2 protein-coding genes are annotated in these 848 nt (G+C 60.1%); both read left to right on the top strand.

What is annotated here, in order from left to right; all coding sequences use genetic code 11:
* A partial coding sequence (locus F0Q45_RS26300; protein ID WP_223163958.1) for a hypothetical protein occupies positions 1-239 on the top strand: 239 nt, incomplete at its 5' end.
* On the top strand, positions 229-848 hold a 620-nt coding region (locus F0Q45_RS26295), incomplete at its 3' end, for a beta-ketoacyl synthase N-terminal-like domain-containing protein (protein ID WP_188113190.1). The genes F0Q45_RS26300 and F0Q45_RS26295, both read left to right, overlap by 11 nt.

Here is an 848-nt window from a genome sequence, read left to right as displayed (position 1 = left end):
AAGACAGTACGAAGATCCCCCGGCCGTTCGAAGTGGTGCTGACCAAACTGGAAGAGATGTTGCCGGTGATCGACGACGGCGACAAGCAACGCGTCGCCACTCGTTTGCGATCTCTTTTAGGCGTCATCACCAACAGCGAACACCGCATCGGTCAACGCATTGAGGCCGCGGAAAACATCGACGAAATCTTCCGGCTGATCGACGCCGGTTTTGACGGAAGTGGTGATCATGAGCATTGAACACATGGACCCGGACCGCGCGAAACTCGTAAGTTATCTGAAGAAGGTTGCCATCGAGCTGGACGAGACGCGCGCTCGGCTGCGCGACTCTGAGAAACGCACGAGTGAGCCCGTCGCAATCGTTGGGATGGGCTGCCGTTTTCCGGGTGGGGTGGATTCGCCACGGGGACTGTGGGAAATGGTGCGTAGCGGCGCCGATGTGGTGTCGCAGTTTCCGACCGACCGCGGTTGGGATGTTGAGGGGTTGTTCGATGCGGATCCAGACGCCGCGGGCAAGACCTACACCCGATCGGGCGGATTTTTGGAGAATGCCGCCGATTTCGATCCGGCTTTCTTCGGAATTACCCCGCGAGAGGCGCTGATGATGGATCCGCAGCAACGACTGCTGCTGGAATGTTCGTGGGAAGCGTTGGAACACGCCGGAATTAACCCCTTCTCGTTGCGCGGCACGGCGACCGGCGTGTTCGCCGGAATCATGGATCCCGACTACGGTATAGGGCGACCCCTTGAGGAGCTGGGTGAATACGGGTTGACCGGCATCGCCACCAGCGTGACCTCGGGCCGGGTGGCATATGTTTTGGGGTTGGAGGGGCCGGCGGTGTCGGTGGA

The organism is Mycobacterium simiae (assembly GCF_008370645.1).
In the GTDB taxonomy this organism is placed as follows: Bacteria; Actinomycetota; Actinomycetes; order Mycobacteriales; family Mycobacteriaceae; genus Mycobacterium; species Mycobacterium simiae_A.
Note: the sequence above shows the minus strand (reverse complement) of the source record. Positions and strands in the feature narration are given on the sequence as shown.